Here is a 17,511-nt window from a genome sequence, read left to right as displayed (position 1 = left end):
ACTTGATCACATTACTACAGAATACGCCATAAAAAAATATGGGATTGATATTGGATCAAATCCCCTTTCAAGGTGGATGCAAATCCGATTCGGTGGAAATTTAACCTTCTTGGCGCAGTCCACATTAATGATGTCTCTTATGTTTTTAATGTATTATAATTTGCCTGAAATTATGTTCGTGCTGCCTTTAGCGTTTTCTATAACAATTTTGAATAACTTGAGAGTAATTTTCTGTCTTTTAAGGTCGAAGGGCAAAGCCAATATTCTCTGACACGAGACACGGCATGGGAAAATACCGTCACGGCAAGTTGAGACTAAAATAGTTTTATTTCTGACAATGCAGCAAGCGGCCACATGATGATTGCGCAGCAAAAAGTGATACGCCAATCAGAAGCCACCGAGTGCGGCCTCGCCTGCCTGGCCATGGTGATGGGCCGCCATGGCCACCAGATGGACCTGTCCGCCGTGCGGCAGCGCTTCTCGGTGTCATTGAAGGGCACCACGCTGAAGTCGGTAGCTTTGAATGCGGCCATGCCCGCCACCGGGAAGACCCTGTCCGACGTGCTGCCGCCCGAGCGGGGGGTGGACCTGATGGCGTTCAGGCGTGCGGCGGAAGCGGCCCTGCGCCGTCTTGCGGAGGGTCGGGGGGACGATGCCTTGAAACTGGCAGGCCGGACCATCAACGAAGGGGAAGAGATGCGCCTGGATTCCAACTACAGCGGGCGACGCCCCGATCCCGACGAGGCCGCGCGTGCCGCCGACCTCTCCCGCCGCTTCCTCGCGCTCTGCGCCGACCGGTTCGGGGTCGACCTGCCGTGACCGTGCCGGTTCTTCCCCGCCCCGTCCGCGCCGTCGTGTTCGACATGGACGGGCTGCTGCTGGATACCGAGCGGCCGGTGAAGGCCGCGGCCATGCGGGCGGCGGAGCGGCTGGGCCGGCCGATGGACGACGCCTTCTATGCCGGCCTGATCGGCCAGCCCTTCGCCACGACGAAGCTGCGGCTGGCGGAGCATTTCCGCACGCCGGCTCTGATGGAGGCCTTCACCGCCGAGTTCCGCACGGCCCTGGCCACGGTCGGCGGCGGGCTGGTGGAGGGCGGCGGTATCCGGCTGATGCCGGGGGCGGCGGAACTGGTCGGGCGGTTGCAGGCGGCCGGGCTGCCGCTGGCCGTCTGCACCTCCACGGCGCGGGAGCGGGCGCTGAAGCATCTGGCCCTGGCCGGTCTCGCGGACCGCTTCCAGGCCGTGGTCGGCGGCGACTGCGTGGCCCGCGGCAAGCCCTTCCCCGATCCGTACCTGAAGGCGGCCGGACTGCTGGATGTCGCGCCCGCCGACTGTCTGGCCCTGGAGGACAGCCATAACGGCATCCGCGCGGCGCACGCCGCTGGCATGATGGCGGTGATGGTGCCGGACCTGCTGCCCTGCACCGAGGAGATCCGGCCGCTCTGCACCCATGTGGCGGCCGACCTGCACGCCGTCGGGGCGCTGCTCCCCTGACGCCGGCTCAGCCCGGCGGGACCGGCGCCGGAGCCAGGGCCTGCCGCGCCTCCAGCCAGTCCGCGGCCTCGGCCCAGAGGGTGGGGGCGAAGGTGTCGCGGAAGAAGCCGAAATGGCCGATGGCCCCCGCCCCCGCCTCTGCCGGGGTGACGAAGCGGTGCTCCCTGTGCGTGCCGCCGTACCAGGAGAGCAGCTCCGCCGCCGCCGCCCGCGGGGCGTAGAAATCGTCGGGGAAGCTGTAGAGCCGCAGCGGCATGGCGAGGTCGCGGAAGCGCTGCCGCAGCTCCGGATGGTAGCCCAGGATGTAGTCCGGATGCCGGCCCCAGCGTGCCCATTCGCGCGCGATGCCGGCCGGCAGGGGCGCGCTGCCCATGGCATAGCCGGGCAGGTAGCCGTGCAGCCGTGTCAGCAGCGGCACCGCCGCGTACCAGAAGGCGGCCAGCCGCAGCCGGTCCAGCCCCCGCCAGTGCCGCGCCGCGCCGGACTGGGAGGCGACCAGCAGCACCGCGGCGAGACGGTCGGCCGAGGGCGCCAGCGGCAGGATCTGGCCGCCGACGCTGTGCCCGACCAGCAGCGGCGGCGTGTCCGGATGCTCCGCCGCCACCCGCGCCAGCACGGCCTCCAGGTCCAGCCGCCCCCATTCCTGCATGCGGGCGTCGAAACCGCGCAGGGAGCGGGGCCGGGAGCCGCCGACGCCGCGGTAGTCGAAGGTGGTGACGGGGTGGCCGCGCCCGGCCAGGAAGCGGGCGAAGCGGCCGTAATAGCCGCGCGGCACCGCCGTGGCCCCGGCGACGATCACCGGGGCCAGCGGCGGCACGCGCGCCGGAGGCTCGAACCGGGTGACCGCGAGGACCATCCCGTCGGCGGCGCGCAGCGTTTCTTCCCTGGACGGAACCTGTACCGTGGACATCGCCGTCTCCGGTCGGGTTACCTTTACGTAAAGGTAAATCCGACGGATCGCGCCGACACCAGCCCGGATTTTCCGGCGCCCACTCTGCGGACGCGCCGCGCGGACAGGCGGTCGGCAGCCCCCTGCCCGTCCTGCCGGCGCCCGGCCGGCCGCGCGCACCCGCCGGCGGTCACTCGCCGGCAGGCTTCGGGACGCGGTAGCTGACCTCCATGACGCCCGGATCGTCCGGGTTGTCGTGCTGGGTGAAGCCCAGCTCCCGGCACATGGCCAGCATGGTGGTGTTCTCGCGCAGCACCTCGCCGAACACCTCCTTGATGCCGCGCATCCGGGCATAGTCCAGGATGCGGGTCATCATCACGTAGCCCAGGCCCTTGCCCTTCATGTCGGAGCGGACCAGCACGGCGTATTCGGCCCGTTCGTTGTCCGGGTCGGCGGTGATGCGGACGGTGCCGTGGATGGCGGGCTCGCCCGTCTCGTCGTCCGGCCGCTCGGCCACCAGCGCCATCTCGCGCCCGTAGTCGATCTGGGTCAGGCGGGCGGCGAGCTGGTGCGACAGCCGCTTCATCGGGGCGAAGAAGCGCAGCCGCAGATCTTCCAGGCTGGTGTGGGCCACCATGTCATGGATCAGCGGCTCGTCCTCCGGCCGGATCGGCCGGATCAGGAACTCCCGCCCGTCGCGCAGCCGGACCGTCTGCTCCAGCTTCTTCGGATAGGGCCGGATGGAGAGGCGGCGGCTGCCCTCCATCTTCGGCGGCGCCACCTTGATGCGGGCGTCCAGCGCCAGCACGCCCTTGTCGTCGGCGAACAGGGGATTGATGTCCAGCTCGACGATCTCCGGGAAGTCGGTGACGAGCTGACTGACCTTGATGAGGGACAGCGCGATGGCGTCCAGGTCCGCCTTCGGGCGCGAGCGGTAGCCCAGCAGCAGGCGGTGGATGCGGGTGCGGGACATCATCTCCCGCGCGAGGTTCATGTTCAGCGGCGGCAGCCCCAGCTCCTTGTCCGCCACCACCTCGACCCCGGTGCCGCCGGCCCCGAACAGGATCACCGGGCCGAACAGCACGTCGTCGATCATGCCCACGATCAGCTCGTGCGCGTCGGGCCGGTGGGCCATCTCCTGCACGGTGAAGCCCTCGATCCGGGCCGTCGGCATGAACGAGCGGACGCGCTCCAGCATCGCCTCCGCCTCGGCCCAGACCTGGTTGGGCGCGAGGTTCAGGGCGACGCCGCCCAGGTCCGACTTGTGCGTGATGTCGGGGGAGAGGATCTTCAACGCGATGCGGCCGCCCAGCCGGCGCGCGGCGCGCTCGGCTTCGGCCGGGGTGGCGGCGGTGACCGTCTGCACGCAGGGGATGCCGTAGGCGCGCAGCACCTCCTTGGCCTGGTACTCCGACAGCCAGTCGCAGCCGGTGGTCAGGGCCTCGTCGATCTGGCGGCGCGCGACGGCCATGTCCACGTCGAACTGCTCGGGCACGCTGGGCGGCGTCTCCATCAGCAGTTCCTGGTTCTTGCGGTAGCGGACCAGGTGCATGAAGGCGCGCACCGCCTGATTGGGCGTGTGGTAGTCGGGGATGCGCTGCTTGGCGAACTGTCGCCGCGCCTCCGCCGCCGCCGTCTCGCCCAGCCAGCTCGTCAGCACGGGGGTCCGCTTGTTGCCCTTGGCCTTCAGCACGCTGACGACGGCGTCCGCCGCGTCCACGCTGTCCGCCACGGCGGTGGGGCAGTTCATCACCAGCACGGCGTCGCAGCCCGGGTCCTCCAGCAGGATGCCCAGCGCGTCGGCATAGCGCTTGCCCGAGGCGTCGCCGATGATGTCCACGGGGTTGCCGTGGCTCCAGGTCGGCGGCAGCACCCGGCCCAGCTTCTCGATCGTCTCCGGCGCCAGCGCCGCCAGCCGGCCGCCCTGGCCGACCAGCGCGTCCGTCGCCAGCACGCCGATGCCGCCGCCGTTGGTCAGGATGGCCAGCCGGTCGCCCTTGATCTGCACGCCGGTCGCCAGCGTCTCCACCGCGTCGAACAGCTCGTCCAGCTCGGAGACGCGCAGCATGCCGGCGCGGCGGAAGGCGGCGTCATAGACCGCGTCGGCGCCGGCCAGCGCACCGGTGTGCGAGCTGGCGGCCTTCGCCGCCTCGTCGCTGCGGCCGGCCTTGATGACGATGACGGGCTTGGCGCGGGCGGCGGCACGGGCGGCGGACATGAATTTCCGCGCATGCGTGATCGCCTCGACATACAGCAGGATGGCGCGGACATTGGGGTCCTGCGCCAGATAGTCCAGCATGTCGCCGAAATCGACGTCGGCCATGCCGCCCAGGCTGACCAGATGGCTGAAGCCGATGCCGCGGGCGTTGGCCCAGTCCAGGATGGAGGTGACGACGGCGCCCGACTGCGCCACCAGGGCGATGTCGCCCTTCAGCGGCGGCAGATGGGCGAAGCCGGCATTGACGCCGCGCGCCGGCACCATGACGCCCAGGCAGTTCGGCCCGACGACGCGCAGCAGGTGCGGCCGGGCGGCGTCCAGCACCTGCTGCTGTAATTTCCGACCGTCCTCGCCCATCTCGGCGAAGCCGGCGGTGATGACGACGGCGGCCTTGGTGCCGCGCTCGCCCAGCTCCGCGATCAGGCCGGGGATCGTCTGCGGCGGCGTGGCGATCACGGCCAGATCCGGCGTCAGCGGCAGGGCCGCGACGGAATTGTAGGCCAGCACGCCTTCGATCGAGCGCTCATGCGGGTTGACCGGCATGATCGGCCCGTCGAAGCCGGCGTTGAAGAGGTTGCGGGCGACCACCTGGCCGATGGACTGGGGCTGCCGGCTGGCCCCGATCAGGGCGATGGAGGACGGCTTGAACAGGCGGTCCAGGTTGCGGATCGTCATGATGGTCGTCCTGCTCCGTCAGAGGGCCCGGGTCGGCATGCGCGCGGAAACGGGAGCCGCCCCGGAGGGCGGCCCTGATGCTGAACGCGTCATGCTGCACTGCAATGACATGGGTCAAAGGGACACGGGTGAAAGGTGTCGCCGGGGGAGCATCGGCATCCCCCGTTCCACCCAGAGGTGGGGCGTCCCGCAGCCCCGGCCAGGAGGGACGGCGAAGTGCCGCGGCCTCAGACCACCCAGGCGTCCGGATCGACGATCGGCTTGCGTTCCAGCGCGCGCTGGAGCGCGCCGACGCAGCGCATCAGCCACCACAGCGGCAGCAGCGCCAGCCCGATCAGCCCGACGAAGGCCGACAGCAGCAGCAGGCTGATCGACAGCACGATCAGCCAGGCCCAGAAGCCCCGGATGGCGAAGGCGAAGTGGTTTTCCCAGAGGGTGCCGCGGGCGGCGCCCCGCCCGAAGTAGGCCAGGACCACGGCCAGGATCGGTGTGACAACCGCGGGCGGGATGATGAAGGCCAGCAGCGCCAGCAGATTGAGGCTGTAGATGACGATCAGGATGGTGCGCAGTTCGTTGCGCTCCCGCCCGGCCTCCTGCGGCGCGGAATCATCCTGGGGCAGGGCGTCCCCCTGGCATTCCGCCCCCTGGCGTTCCGTGTCGTCCTGCTGCTGAACGCTGTCGTCGACCTGGACCATCGCCGCTAGCCCCTGCCCTGAGCCCGTGACCGTTGCCGTAGGAAGGCGGCATTTACGGCAGCGGGGCCGGCGTTCCGTCAAGCGGGGTCGGGGCGGCGCGCGGCTTGGCCGCACCCGCCCCGACCCTGGCCCGGAACCGCCCAGGCCCCGTGCCCAGCCCCGTGCGGGGGGATCAGCCCTCGCCCTTCTCCTGGTAGCGGGCGATGCTCTCCTGGATGATGCGCGCGGCCTCGTCCGGCTCGCCCCAGCGGACGACGCGGACCCACTTGCCCTTCTCCAGGTCCTTGTAGTGCTCGAAGAAGTGGGAGATCTGCTCGACCAGGATCTGCGGTAGCTGCCGAAAGCTGGCGACGTTGGAATAGAAGGGGTGCAGCTTGTCCACCGGCACCGCCAGGATCTTCTCGTCCACGCCGGCGTCGTCTTCCATGATCAGCACGCCGATGGGACGGGAGCGCAGCACCACGCCCGGCACGACGGGCGTCGAGGCCACGACCATCACGTCCGCCGGATCGCCGTCCAGCGCCAGCGTGTGCGGCAGGAAGCCGTAATTGGCCGGGTAGAACATCGCCGTGTGCAGGAAACGGTCGACGATCAGCGCGCCCGAATCCTTGTCCATCTCGTACTTCACCGGCTGCCCGCCCTGCGGGATCTCGATGATGACGTTGACGTCCCAGGGCGGGTTCTTGCCGACCGGGATCTTGGTGATGTCCATGCTGCTGTCCTCGATGACTGGCGGATGCGCCGGGCGACGGCCCGCGTGCGGCCGACGGCCGCACACTACGCCATCGCATCCGCTAATTGAAGCCGGCCCGGCGGAAGGGGCCGGCGGGAACGGGCCGCGGACGGGTGCGGGCGCCCTCAGGCGCCCATCTTCCCCGCGACCAGGGCCTTCAGGTCCACCTGCGGCCGGGCGCCGACATGGCTGATGATCTCCGCCGCGCAGATCGCCCCCATGCGGGCGCAGTCGCCCAGCGCCATCCCCTGGGTGAAGCCGCGCAGGAAGCCGGCGGCGAACAGGTCGCCCGCCCCGGTCGTGTCCACCACGGTGGTCGGCTCCGCCGCCACGCTGACGGTCTGCCCGCCGGCCAGGACGATGGCGCCCTTCTCGCTGCGGGTCAGCACCGCCACGTCGCAGTGCTGCTTGACGGCCTCGGCGGCCGTGTCGAAGTCCGTCTGGTAGAGCGCGGTGATCTCGCTCTCGTTGGCGAACAGGATGTCGATGTGCCCGGCCACGAGGTCGAGGAAGCTGTCGCGGTGACGGTTGACGCAGAAGGCATCGGAGAGCGACAGCGCCACCTTGCGCCCGCCGGCGTGCGCCACCTGCGCCGCCTTCAGGAACGCCTCCTTGGCCGGCGGCGGATCCCAGAGATAGCCCTCCAGGTAGGTGACCTGGGAGCCCTGGATCACGGCCGGGTCGATGTCGGCCGGGGTCAGCACGACGGCGGCCCCCAGGAAGGTGTTCATGGTGCGCTGGCCGTCCGGCGTCACCAGGATCAGGCAGCGGCCGGTCGGGGTCCCGTCGGACAGCGGCGGCGTATCGAAGGAAACGCCGGCGGCGCGGATGTCGTGGCGGTAGACGGTGCCGAGCTGGTCGTCCGCGACCTTGCCGACATAGGCGCCGCGGCCGCCCAGGGTGGCGATGCCGGCCATGGTGTTGCCGGCGGAGCCACCGGACATTTCGATGCCCGGCCCCATCTTCGCGTACAGGTCCTCGGCCTCGGCCGTGTCGATCAGGCGCATGCCGCCCTTGGCGAGCCCGTGCGTCTCCAGGAACGCGTCGTCGGTCTTGGACAGCACGTCCACGATCGCGTTGCCGATGCCCACCACGTCGAATGCAGCGTTGCGCTCCACCGTCACGACCCCTCTTGCCTTCATGGAATTCGGGGCCTTGTAAGGCTGCGGTGGCCTTGCGGCAAGCCTGCGCTTGGTCCTACAAGGACCGGCGGCGGTTCTGTGGGCGGAATGCCACAGACCGGGGGTCCCGCCCCGGTTGACGCCCCCCCGCCATCCTGTCTCCGCCGTTTCCGAGGCGCGCATGATCCGTGCATTCGCCCGTGCCCTGTCCCAGCTTTCCGATCCGGCCTTCGGGCGGGTGATCCTGCTGTCGATCCTGGCGACGCTGGGGCTGTTCGCGCTCCTGCTGACGGCGGTCTCCTGGACGCTCTACGAGACCGACCTGTTCACCATCCCCTGGCTGGACACCACGGTGGACGTGCTGGGCAGCCTTGCGGTGCTGGGCATCGCGTGGCTGCTGTTCCCGGCCGTGGTCATCACCGTATCGTCGCTGATGCTGGAAAGCGTCGTGCAGGCGGTGGAGCGGCGGCACTATCCGGGCCTGGGTCCGGCCCGGCCGCAACCGGTGCTGGAGGGGATCGCCAACTCCGCCAAGTTCCTCGGCGTGGTGATAATCCTCAACCTGCTGGTCCTGCCGCTCTACCTGATCCCGGTTCTGAACTTGGTGATCTACTACTGTCTTAATGGCTACCTTCTTGGTCGGGAGTACTACGAACTTGTATCCCTCCGAAGGCTTGATCCGGAAAGGATGCGGTATCTACGGTCGGAGGAGTCGATGGGACTTTTTTTGGTCGGCATCATTATTGCCTTCCTATCCGTGGTCCCGATCGTGAATCTTCTTGTGCCCGTCATCGCCACCGCGTTCATGGTGCATGTCTTCGAGGACATGCGGAGACGCTTGCCGCACCCGGGAGCCGCATGATACCTCCAACGGGGCCGGCTGGGCGATGACACGCCGCTTATTCGAGTGATTCTGGGGGCTGATCGTCATGTCTTGGTTCAAGCGCCAAAATCCCTCCGGGGATGCCAGCAGCACCGATACCGCGGCGTCCGGCACGCCGTATTCCGCGTACAACTCCCCCGGGTCGCCTGCCGACAAGGGAAACGACATGCTCACGAGGTCGTCCGCCATGAATACTACGCCCTCCGGTGCATCGGGCGCCGGCCAGAACAGCCTGACCGGCGGCTTCAAGCCGGACATCCCGCGCCGCGTCGTGGACATCCCCGCCACGCCTGCGAAGCGGGTCACCCCGACCGGCACCGAAGGAAATGCCATGGGCTCCGCAGAGATGCGCAAGCTGATCGTCGGCCGCGACATCAGCCTGTCCGGTGAGATCGCCGCCTGCGACGTGCTGGTGGTGGAGGGCACCGTCGAGGCGAAGCTGCGCGACGGCCGCACCATCGAGATCGCCGACACCGGCCTGTTCAAGGGCTCGGTCGAGATCGACGAGGCCGACATCGGCGGCCGCTTCGAGGGCGACATCACCGTGCGCGGCACCCTGCGCATCCGCGCCTCGGGCAAGATCCAGGGCAACATCCGCTACGGCGTGCTGGAGGTGGAGCAGGGCGGCCAGATGTCCGGCTCCATCGAGGTGCTGACGGCGAAGCCCGTGGCCGCCCCGACGCCCGCGCCGGCCGCCGCCCCGGCCCCGGTCACCCCGATCGCGCGCATGGCCGAGCCGATGACCCCGCGGATGAGCAGCGAGCCGACCTCCGGCGCCGCCGAGTAAGCCGGGCAGGGGCCAGCCTCCGCAGGCGGCCCCCGTCCCACGGCATCCGACCAGAACCCCGCCCCCGGCCCCGCCGGGCGGCGGGGTTCGTCGTTTCTGGGGGCCGGGCCGGGACCCGTCAGGCCGGATCGGGCGCCGCCAGGGGACCACGGCGCGGCCCCGCCATCGCCTCCGCCGTCGTCTTGTCGGGAAAGGCGCAGAGATCGCGCACCGGGCAGAGCGGACAGTCCGGCCGCCGTGCCTTGCAGACGTAGCGCCCGTGCAGGATCAGCCAGTGGTGCGCGTGCAGGCGGTACGTCTTCGGCACCACCTTCAGCAGCCCCTGCTCCACCGCCTCGGGCGTCCTGCCCGGCGCCAGCCCGGTGCGGTTGGCGACGCGGAAGATGTGGGTGTCCACGGCGATGGTGGGCTCCCCGAAGGCGACGTTCAGCACCACGTTGGCGGTCTTGCGGCCGACGCCGGGCAGCGCCTCCAGCGCCTCCCGCCGTCGGGGGACCTCGCCGCCATGCGTCTCCAGCAGGATCTGCGACAGGCGGAAGACGTTGGCCGCCTTGGTCCGATAGAGCCCGATGGTGCGGATATGCTCCCGGATGCCGTCCTCGCCCAGCGCCACCATGGCGGCCGGCGTGTCCGCCACGGCGAACAGGGTGCGCGTCGCCCGGTTCACCCCGGCGTCGGTGGCCTGGGCCGACAGCACCACGGCCACCAGCAGGGTGAAGGGGTTGGTGTAGTCCAGCTCGGTCCTGGGCTCCGGGTCGCGCTCGGACAGGCGGCGGAACAGTTCCTCGACCAGGGCCTTCTTCATGGCGGACGGCATCCCCGTGACGGCCGCCGGCCCGGCGGCGGGCGGGACTCTACCCAGCCGCCCCGCCCCCGGCAACGGCGTCCGTCAGGACGGGCCGGCGCTCCCGCGCCTCAGGAAGCCCCCGGCTCCAGCCGCAGGGTCCAGCGCGCCGGGCCGGGCAGGAAGGGCACCGGCCGGCCCGCCACCCAGTCGGCATGGCCGGCCAGATAATAGGGCGCCAGCGGGTGCCCGGACTGGCCGCCCGGCATCTGGAACAGGCCCTCCGCCTCCCGGCCGGGGGAGACGGCGAAGCGTTCGCTGGCCCCGAAGGAGGGGCTCTGCGCCCGCGGCTGGTAGACATCGCCGGGCAGCCTGTCCGCCGGCGCGTCGGCCAGCCAGGAGAGCCCCGGCACGAAGCGGCTGAGCGGGTGGCGGATGGCGGCGCGGTTGCGCTCGCCCCAGCGGTAGCGGGAGAGGTCGCCCCCGGCCTCCTTCGCCACGTCCTCGCGCACCTTGTCCAGCGCCGCGGCCAACACCGCGTCCCAGCCGGCGAAGCCCGGCGGCACCAGATGCGCCGGCCGCTCCGTCAGCAGCCGCCAGGCCGGTTCGTCCGCCTGCCGCGAGGCCAGCCGGAAAGCGGCCGGCCCGGTCGTGTCGGGCGGCGCCACGAAGGCACCGTAGACGGAGGACAGCAGCTCCGCCCGGAAGGTGCGGACCAGCCGGTAGCCGACCGCCTCGGGCACGGCGCGGTTGTCCCAGTCGCTGAGCCAGGGCAGCAGGGCGGCGACGGCCGGATCGTCGGCGCGGGTCCGCACCGTCTCCAGCATCAGCCCGTGCCAGCGGTCCAGCACCGTGCCGCGGTCGTCGAGCTGGATCGCCAGCAGGGCCTTCTCGTCGAACCGCTCCTGCGCCAGCAGCGCGTCGCGGATCTGCCGCGCGCGGGAACCGTGAGCATAGCCGCCGTCGCCCAGCAGGGCGAAGGCCTCGCCCCCGACGACGCGGGAATTGGCCGACCACAGCCGGCCGGCCGGGGGATCGATCACCGCCGGCACCCGGTCGGGCGGCAGGAAGCCGTCCCAGCGCCGGCTGCCGTCGGCGAAGGAGACGGGGGTCCGTCCGTCGAAGCCGATGCGGGCCGGAACCCGGCCGATGATGGTCCAGGCGATGCGGCCGTCGCGGTCGGCCAGCATCAGGTTCTGGTTCGGGATGGCGGAGCGGTGGGCGATCCGCACCGCCTCCTCCACGTCGCCCGCCTGCTCCAGCTCCAGGGCGGCGCCCAGGGCCCGGGCGCCGGTGTCGTGCGCCACCCAGCGGTAGGCGAGGCGCACCCCGCCCTCCGTCGCGATGACCGGCCCCCAGACCGTCTCCCGCACGGTGAGCGTCTCGCAGGTGCCGGAGGCGGAGCAGATGAGTTCCGCCACCTCCTCCGGGGTGCGGTCGCCCTCGGGCGTGCGGTAGCTGTCGCCGCCGGCGGCCCCGGGCTCCAGCACCACCACGTCGCCGGTGTCGATCTGGCTGTTGGTGTAGCCCCAGGCGACGCGGCCGTTGCTGCCGGCCACGATGTTGGGGGCACCGGGCAGGGTGACGCCGGTGGCGTCCAGCACGGGCGCCTCCCCTGCCCCCGCCACCACCAGCCGGGCGCGGTACCAGAGGTTCGGCACGCCATGGCCGAGATGCATGTCGTTGGCGACGATGGCGCCGCCATGGGCGCTGTGGCTGCCGGCCACGGCCCAGTTGTTGCTGCCGGGAACGGTGGCGTCCTCCGCCAGCGGCGCGGGCGCCCCCTCAAGGGCGTCATCCAGGGAGGCGGCGCGGCGGGGGAAGCCGGGGGGCAGCGCCTCCGGCCCCGGCAGCGGCGGGGTGTCGAGCCGGGTCCCGTCGATCGGCGCGTCCCAGGAAGTGCCGACCGGGTAGAGGAAGTCCGCCAGCGCCGGCCCCAGGGCCGCGCGCGCCTGGGCCAGCCGGCGGTCCAGACCGCCTTCCTCGTCCTGGAGGTCGAAATACATGGCGACGACGGCCAGCAGGCTGTCCTCTGGCGCCCAGGGCTGCGGCTCGCCGCCCAGCAGCGCGTATTCGAACGGGGTCGCGCCCAGCGCCGCCAGCCCCTGGTTCACCCCGGCGGCATAGGCGTCCAGCACCTGCCGGTCGGCCGCCGGCAGGGCCGCCAGTTCGGCCTGCATGCGGGCGCGGAAACGGTGGACGCGGCGCTTGCGGTCCAGCGGCAGGGCGGCGTCGCCCACCAGCGCGGCCAGTTCGCCGGCGGCGGAGCGGCGGATCGTGTCCATCTGGAAAAAGCGTTCCTGCCCGTGCAGGAAGCCCAGCGCATGGGCCACGTCGGCGCGGCTGGCGCCGGTCACGGTGGGCACGCCGGCCGCGTCGCGCACGACGGTGACGGGGGCGGAGAGGCCGGGCAGTGCCACCTCCCCCTCCAGCAGCGGCCGGCTGGCCCCGAGATAGATCCAGGCGGCGCCGGCGGCGGCCACCCCCAGCCCGAGCAGCCCCAGGACGGCGATGCCGGCCCCCCGTGCCACGCGCCTACCCGGCGACCGCCTCGCCCTGCGACTGGACCCGACCGGCATGCTCCATCCCCGTCCCATGATCATGGTGGCGGCACTGTAGCCGTCCACCCGTCCGGATGGCAAAGCGCCAACCGCCGGGCCGCCGCCCTGCGGCGGTACGGCCGCGCGTTTCCCCTGCGGCGCTTGAGGCCCCGGCGGGTGCCGCCTATGCTGCCGGCCCCGCCCGCAGGACCCCCGGAGCCGCCATGACCCTCGGCCGTGCCGACCTGGAAGCCCTCGACGCCACCGATCCGCTCGCCTCGTTCCGGGACGAGTTCGCCCTGCCCGAAGGGGTGCTCTATCTGGACGGCAATTCCCTGGGCGCCCTGCCCCGGGCGACGCCGGCGCGGCTGGCGCGGCTGGTGGAGGAGGAATGGGGCCGCGACCTGATCCGGTCCTGGAACACGGCCGGCTGGATCGACCTGCCCCGCCGGGTGGGGGAGGCCATCGCCCCCGTCGTCGGTGCCGCGCCGGGACAGGTGATCGCGGCGGACTCCACCTCCGTCAACCTCTTCAAGCTGGCCGCGGCAGCCGTGGGGATGCGCCCCGGCCGGCGGGTGATCCTGTCGGAACCGGGCAACTTCCCGACCGACCTCTACGTGCTCCAGGGGCTGGCGGAGCTGCTGGGCGACCGGGTGGAGCTGGTGCTGGCGGAACGGCACGAGCTGGCCGATGCGCTGGACGGCGACGTGGCCCTGCTGCTGCTGACCCATGTGCATTACAAGACCGGCCGGGTCCACGACCTGCCCGGCCTGACGGCGGCGGCGCACGCCGCGGGGGCGCTGACGCTGTGGGACCTGTCGCACAGCGCCGGCGCGCTGGAGGTGGAGCTGGACGCGGCCGGCGCCGACTTCGCCGTCGGCTGCGGCTACAAGTACCTGAACGGCGGGCCGGGGGCGCCGGCCTGGCTCTATGTCGCGCAGCGCCACCAGGGGCAGGTGCGCCAGCCGCTGGCCGGCTGGATGGGCCATGCCGCCCCCTTCGCCTTCGAGGACCGTTTCCGCCCGGCCGACGGGATGGCGCGGCAGCTCTGCGGCACGCCGGGCATCCTGGGCATGGCGGCGCTGGAGGAAGGGGTGCGGATCGTCGCCCGCGCCGACCGCGCCCGCCTGCGGGAGAAGTCCCGCCGGCTGGGCGACCTGTTCCTGACCCTGGTGGCGGAGCAGTGCGGGCCGGACAGCTTCGCCCTTGCCTGCCCGGCGGACGGGGCGGAGCGGGGCAGCCAGGTCAGCCTCTCCCATCCGGAGGGCTACGCCATCGTCCAGGCCCTGATCGCGCGCGGCGTGATCGGCGACTTCCGGGCGCCGGACATCCTGCGCTTCGGCTTCGCCCCCCTCTATCTGCGCTACACGGACATCTGGGACGCGGTCGCGCATCTGGCCGCGGTGATGCGCGACGGCGACTGGCAGGCGGACCGCTTCCGCCAGCGCGCCGCCGTGACGTGAAGTCGCGACGAGAAGGCGTGACGGTCAGCGGCCGCCGGGCGCCCAGGACAGCCAGCGCACCAGATGCGTGTCCACCGGGTTGTCCACCCAGCCGCGCAGGGCGGGACTGACCAGCCGACCGCTGGCGCCGCCGGTCAGCGGGATCACCGGATCGTCGGCCAGTGCGATGGTCTCGGCCGCGCGCAGCCGGTCGAGGAAGTCCTGCGGGTCCACGGCGGCATCCGCCGCCTCCATCGCCCGGTCGAAGGCGGGGTTGGCGTAGCCGTTGCCGTTGCGCGTCTCGCGTGAGCGCAGCAGTTCCAGGTAGCGCTCCGGGAAGGCCCACTGCCAGGTGCGCAGGACGAGACCGGGATAATCCATGGCCCGCTGCCGGGTCAGCACCACCCGCTGTTCCTGGTTCACCAGACTGGTCCGCACCCCCAGCACCTGGTCCCACATGGCGGCGACGGCGACGGCGATCTGCCGGTTGCGGTCGCTGGAGGGGAAGAGAAGCTCCACCGTCAGCGGCCGGCTCGGGCCGTAGCCGGCGGCGGCATAGAGGCGGCGGGCCTCCCGCTCGCGCTGCTCCCGGCTCCAGCCGGCCCAGTCGGGAACGACGGCGCGGTAGCCGCCGACCCCGCCGGGCACGAAGCCGTAGGAAGGCCGCACCGTCTTCACCACCCGCTCGGCCAGCACCTCCCGGTCGATCGCCAGCGACAGGGCGCGGCGCAGGCCGGGGTGGGACTTCCAGGGCTCCACCGTCAGGTTGGGGGCCAGGAACAGGATCGCCCCCAGCGGCGCGATGCGCAGGTCGTCCGGCAGGGTGGCGCGCAGCCAGTCGGTCTGCGCCCCCGGGAAGGTGTAGGTGACGTCCAGTTCGCCCGCGCGGTAGCGCAGCAGCTCCGCCTGCTGGTCCTCGGTGACGTGGAAGGTGACGCTGCCGATGGCGACGTTGGCGGCGTCATGGAAGAAGGGATTGCGCTCCAGCCGGATCAGGCTCTGCGGCACCGCCTCGGCCAGCCGGTAGGGGCCGTTGCCGACCAGCGCCCCCGGCCGCACGAAGCCCTCGCCATGGCGCTCCAGGCTGGCCCGGTGCAGCGGGTAGGTGGTGCGGTGGTAGAGATAGTCCGCGAAGTTGGGCTTCGGCCGCTCCAGCCGTACCTCCAGCCGCAGCGGGTCCAGTGCGCGCACCCCGGCTGCCTCCGGCGGCAGCTCGCCCTTCGCCACGGCCTCGGCGTTGCGGACGGGATAGAGCAGGTCGGCGAACAGGGCGCGGCTGCCGGGCGACAGCGCGCGGCGCCAGGCGAAGACGAAATCGTCCGCCGTCACCGGGCTGCCGTCCGACCAGCGCCCGTCGGGGCGCAGATGGAAGACCCAGGTCAGACCGTCGGGCGACACCTCCCAGCGCGCCGCGGCGCCGGGAACGGTGTTGCCGGCCGCGTCGCGGGTGGTCAGGCCCAGGAACAGTTCCTGGAGCACGCGCGCATCGGTAACGGTGGTGGAGCGGTGCGGGTCCAGGCTTTCCGACTGCGGCCCGGCGCCGATGTTCAGGCTGCGGGGCTGGCCGCGGCCAGCGTCCTTCTGAGGCGCCGCCGCCGAAGGGGCCGCAACCGCCGCCACGGCCAGCAGCAGGCCGGCGGCGAGCACCCGCCGGAGCATCCGTGCCATCCCGCCTCTCCCGGGTCCGTTTCGCCGGCGCGGATGGTGCCTCCCCCCGCCGCCCCCGGCAAGAGCGCCCATTGCCGCCCGTGCGTCAGGCGGACGGGCGGGGGTGGAGGGCGGGGGTGGAACGGGCTCACCCCTGCCGCGGCAGGTCGCGCAGGATGGCGCGGACGGGGGCGGCGTCGGCGGTGGCGAGCTTCAGCGGCAGGGCGATCAGCTCGTAGGCGCCCTCCGGCACCCCGTCCAGCACCAGCCCCTCCAGGATCGACAGGCCGTGGCGGCGGACGGCGTGGTGGGCGTCCAGGGTCTTGCTGTCCTCCGGGTCGAGGGAGGGGGAGTCCACCCCGATCAGCCGCACCCCCAGCCCGGCCAGCAGATCCACCGTCTCCGCCGCCAGCGCCGTGAAACGGCTGTCCCAGGCCGCATGGGGGAAGCTGCCCATGGTGCGCAGCAGCAGCCGGCGGGTGCCGGGGGGCACGCGGCCGTCCAGGTGGGCGGGCTCCACCCGCGGCAGGCCGGGGCGGACATGCAGCAGCAGCGCCGGGCCGAGATAGCGGGTCAGGTCCAGCGCCCCGGCCGGTTCGCCGTCGGCCGCATAGTGCAGCGGCGCGTCGGCATGGGTGCCGGTGTGGCTGGACAGGGTCAGGCGGCTGACGGTCACGGGACAGCCCGGCCCGATGCTCCAAGTCCGTTCCTCGGCATAGGCGGTGTCGCCCGGCCAGACCGGAATGCCGGCCCGGACCGGCTGGCTGATGTCCCAGATGCGGCGTTCGCCCATGCCCCGTCTCCCTGTTGTCCTCCGGTGGCAACAGGAAGTAGGGCCTGACGGCGCCCGCGTCACCCCCGGTCCGCGCTGCCCGGTTCCACGCTGGCGGCCCGGTCCGCGCCGCCGGCGCTCGGGGCGCCTACCCGCGGTGGCGTTCGGAGGTCAGCACCTGCCGCACCAGCGGCACGGCGCGCAGGCTGCGGGCGATGTAGTCGGACTCGTCGCGGGTCAGGGTGCGGACCTGGAGATCGATGCTCAGCTCCTCCTCCAGCTCCAACAGGCGGACCTGCACGGAGCTGGGGACGAGGCCGCGCTTGGCGAAGGGCTCCAGCAGGCGCGGCAGGGTGCCGGGATCGGGGTCCGCCAGGACATGGAAGCAGGCGGTGCGGGTCAGGTCCACCGGCCGCGCCTCGGGCGGCGGCGGTTGCAGGGCGGGGAGCGCCATGGCGGTCAGGCCGCGACGGCGCCGGCCGCCTCGGCCGGCAGTTCCAGCCCGACGCGCAGGCCGTCCAGCTCCACCCGTTCCAGGCAGCGGGCGAGCGCGCCGCGGGGGTCGGCCTCGGCCGCGCGGCCGGGCAGCACCACGGCGAAGGCCGGGCAGCGGCCGGCCCCGCGCAGGGCCCCCTCCACCGCCTCATCCAGCCCGCCCAGCATCCGGCGCCACGCCACGGCGGCGCCCGACCGGCCGGGACGGCCGACGGCCAGCGCGATGCGCATGCCGGTGGACGGATCGGTGTAGACGGTCAGGCTGGCCTGGGGCGGCAGGGCGGACGGGGCAGACATGACGGAAGGGGCGGACATGACGGCTTCTCCGGAAACG

16 protein-coding genes are annotated in these 17,511 nt (G+C 72.0%); 5 read left to right on the top strand and 11 right to left on the bottom strand.

The features are described 5' to 3' along the window. The first annotated feature begins 354 nt into the window (after window positions 1-354). Together ACFQPS_RS05405 and ACFQPS_RS05400 are read left to right on the top strand one after the other, a co-directional pair. Window positions 355-819, top strand: coding sequence for a cysteine peptidase family C39 domain-containing protein (locus ACFQPS_RS05405; RefSeq protein ID WP_377357094.1), 465 nt, complete (start codon window positions 355-357; stop codon window positions 817-819). Beyond that, window positions 816-1,496 carry an HAD family hydrolase gene (locus ACFQPS_RS05400; RefSeq protein ID WP_377357092.1) on the top strand — a complete coding sequence of 227 codons (681 nt, stop codon included), beginning with the start codon at window positions 816-818 and terminating at the stop codon, window positions 1,494-1,496. The genes ACFQPS_RS05405 and ACFQPS_RS05400 overlap by 4 nt, the downstream gene beginning before the upstream one ends. A gap of 7 nt (window positions 1,497-1,503) precedes the next feature. Here ACFQPS_RS05400 and ACFQPS_RS05395 read toward each other — a convergent pair whose 3' ends face one another. The 5 genes from ACFQPS_RS05395 to ACFQPS_RS05375 all read right to left on the bottom strand — a co-directional run bounded on the left by ACFQPS_RS05395 (window position 1,504) and on the right by ACFQPS_RS05375 (window position 7,848). Continuing rightward, the gene (locus ACFQPS_RS05395) at window positions 1,504-2,406 is read right to left on the bottom strand and encodes an alpha/beta hydrolase family protein (protein ID WP_377357090.1); all 903 of its coding nucleotides are present in this window, start codon (window positions 2,404-2,406) and stop codon (window positions 1,504-1,506) included. Between the two features lie 169 nt (window positions 2,407-2,575). After that, complete coding sequence (locus ACFQPS_RS05390) at window positions 2,576-5,278, bottom strand: bifunctional acetate--CoA ligase family protein/GNAT family N-acetyltransferase (RefSeq protein WP_377357088.1); 2,703 nt, start codon at window positions 5,276-5,278, stop codon at window positions 2,576-2,578. A gap of 227 nt (window positions 5,279-5,505) precedes the next feature. Continuing rightward, window positions 5,506-5,973 (bottom strand): DUF4870 family protein, encoded by a 468-nt coding sequence (locus tag ACFQPS_RS05385; protein ID WP_377357087.1) that lies wholly within the window; start codon window positions 5,971-5,973, stop codon window positions 5,506-5,508. Between the two features lie 172 nt (window positions 5,974-6,145). Next, window positions 6,146-6,685: an inorganic diphosphatase gene (ppa, locus tag ACFQPS_RS05380; RefSeq protein WP_012567919.1), complete on the bottom strand. Its 540-nt coding sequence runs from the start codon at window positions 6,683-6,685 to the stop codon at window positions 6,146-6,148. 146 nt (window positions 6,686-6,831) lie between these two features. Continuing rightward, a complete protein-coding gene (locus ACFQPS_RS05375) occupies window positions 6,832-7,848 on the bottom strand; it encodes an adenosine kinase (protein WP_377357085.1) in 1,017 nt (338 codons plus the stop codon). 160 nt (window positions 7,849-8,008) lie between these two features. Here ACFQPS_RS05375 and ACFQPS_RS05370 point away from each other — a divergent pair, with 160 nt between their 5' ends. Both ACFQPS_RS05370 and ACFQPS_RS05365 read left to right on the top strand, forming a co-directional pair. Continuing rightward, complete coding sequence (locus ACFQPS_RS05370; RefSeq protein WP_377357084.1) at window positions 8,009-8,689, top strand: EI24 domain-containing protein; 681 nt, start codon at window positions 8,009-8,011, stop codon at window positions 8,687-8,689. A 208-nt stretch (window positions 8,690-8,897) separates the two neighbouring features. Next, complete coding sequence (locus ACFQPS_RS05365) at window positions 8,898-9,497, top strand: bactofilin family protein (RefSeq protein ID WP_377357083.1); 600 nt, start codon at window positions 8,898-8,900, stop codon at window positions 9,495-9,497. 118 nt (window positions 9,498-9,615) lie between these two features. Here ACFQPS_RS05365 and nth read toward each other — a convergent pair whose 3' ends face one another. Both nth and ACFQPS_RS05355 read right to left on the bottom strand, forming a co-directional pair. Next, window positions 9,616-10,302 carry an endonuclease III gene (gene nth, locus ACFQPS_RS05360; protein ID WP_377357081.1) on the bottom strand — a complete coding sequence of 229 codons (687 nt, stop codon included), beginning with the start codon at window positions 10,300-10,302 and terminating at the stop codon, window positions 9,616-9,618. Window positions 10,303-10,412: 110 nt separating this feature from the next. Beyond that, entirely contained in the window at window positions 10,413-12,812 is a 2,400-nt protein-coding gene (locus tag ACFQPS_RS05355) for a penicillin acylase family protein (RefSeq protein ID WP_377357080.1), read from the bottom strand. 233 nt (window positions 12,813-13,045) lie between these two features. Between ACFQPS_RS05355 and kynU the strand changes: the two genes are divergently transcribed. Further along, window positions 13,046-14,284, top strand: a complete 1,239-nt coding sequence (kynU, locus tag ACFQPS_RS05350; RefSeq protein WP_377357079.1) for a kynureninase — start codon at window positions 13,046-13,048, stop codon at window positions 14,282-14,284. Between the two features lie 24 nt (window positions 14,285-14,308). On the opposite strand, the gene ACFQPS_RS05345 is transcribed toward kynU, so the two are convergent. The 4 genes from ACFQPS_RS05345 to ACFQPS_RS05330 form a co-directional block, all read right to left on the bottom strand. Then, a complete protein-coding gene (locus ACFQPS_RS05345) occupies window positions 14,309-15,931 on the bottom strand; it encodes a peptide ABC transporter substrate-binding protein (RefSeq protein WP_377357078.1) in 1,623 nt (540 codons plus the stop codon). A gap of 127 nt (window positions 15,932-16,058) precedes the next feature. Beyond that, complete coding sequence (gene kynB, locus ACFQPS_RS05340) at window positions 16,059-16,703, bottom strand: arylformamidase (RefSeq protein WP_377357076.1); 645 nt, start codon at window positions 16,701-16,703, stop codon at window positions 16,059-16,061. A gap of 127 nt (window positions 16,704-16,830) precedes the next feature. Continuing rightward, a complete protein-coding gene (locus tag ACFQPS_RS05335) occupies window positions 16,831-17,136 on the bottom strand; it encodes a hypothetical protein (protein ID WP_377357074.1) in 306 nt (101 codons plus the stop codon). Window positions 17,137-17,141: 5 nt separating this feature from the next. Next, window positions 17,142-17,492, bottom strand: a complete 351-nt coding sequence (locus ACFQPS_RS05330) for a hypothetical protein (protein WP_377357072.1) — start codon at window positions 17,490-17,492, stop codon at window positions 17,142-17,144. Window positions 17,493-17,511 lie beyond the last annotated feature (19 nt).

Origin of the sequence: Rhodocista pekingensis (assembly GCF_042665545.1) — a bacterium.
In the GTDB taxonomy this organism is placed as follows: Bacteria; Pseudomonadota; Alphaproteobacteria; order Azospirillales; family Azospirillaceae; genus Rhodocista; species Rhodocista pekingensis.
Note: the sequence above shows the minus strand (reverse complement) of the source record. Positions and strands in the feature narration are given on the sequence as shown.